The organism is Mycolicibacterium xanthum (assembly GCF_019710635.1).
Taxonomy (GTDB): domain Bacteria; phylum Actinomycetota; class Actinomycetes; order Mycobacteriales; family Mycobacteriaceae; genus Mycobacterium; species Mycobacterium xanthum.
This window is the reverse complement of record NZ_JAIFZS010000005.1, coordinates 1-903: the sequence shown is the minus strand read 5'-3', so window position 1 is coordinate 903 and position 903 is coordinate 1. Positions and strand designations below refer to the sequence as shown.

General features: G+C 73.5%; 1 protein-coding gene. It reads right to left on the bottom strand.

The annotated features are described in order from the left end of the window. Positions 1-903 (bottom strand): HNH endonuclease signature motif containing protein (locus JDV09_RS03155; protein ID WP_504740344.1); only part of this gene is annotated, 903 nt, incomplete at both ends.

Here is a 903-nt window from a genome sequence, read left to right as displayed (position 1 = left end):
ATCGGGGGACGGTCTCGGCGGTTTCGCTTCGCGTTCGGCCGCGGCTTTGGCTCGGCGTTGCTCGGCGGCTTGTTCGGCGGCGGCGCGGTCGAGTTCGCGTTGTAGGGCGTTGAGTCGGCGTTCGCGGGTGATGTAGGCGGTTTTGGCCTGTTCGCGGGTGCGGCGGCGGGTGGGCATCATCAGCGCCCGCCCGGGGCTTGGGGGCGGTGCGGGCTGTCCGGATTGCGGTGGTGGTGGTGTGGTGGTGCGCCAGGTCGGGAACAGCAGCGCCGAGAAGGGTTTGGTGGTGTAGGTGTGCCCGGTCGGGGTGGTGATGCGCAGCGTGCCGTCGGGTAGCTGCTGTTCGGTCCAGCCTTCCCAGAAGGTCTTCAGTAGGTGGTGCAGACGGCATTTGCAGTTGGTGTTGCCCGGGTGGGTGGGCCCGCCCGGCCACGGGTTGGAGTGGTCGAGGTCGGCGTGCACGGCGGGCCGGTCACAGCCGGGGACGCGGCAGGTCAGGTCGCGGGCGCGGACGAACTCGGCCAGCGCGGTCGAGGGCCGATAGCCCGCGCAGGTGCTCAGGCTGTCCGGGTCGGCCACGACGCGGACGGTGGCGCCGTCGGCGATCAGCTCGGCCAGCAGCGCGGCGGGCAGGATCGTGCCGCGCAGGGCGGGGATCACCGCGGCCGGGCGCGGCGTCGACGGTGCGGCGGGCGCGGGCACCGTCTCGGTCTCCGGGTTGGCGTCGGTCTCCGGGGTGGGTGCGGGTCCGGCGTCGTGTGCGGGTCGGGTCTCGGCGGGTGGGGGTGAGGTGTCGCGGGCGGGCTGGGCTGCAGTCTCGCCGTGTATCGACGGGTCGGGTTGGGCGTGCAGGGCGGCGTGGTCGGCCACGACGTGCACGACGACGCTGGAGGCGCGGGCGTC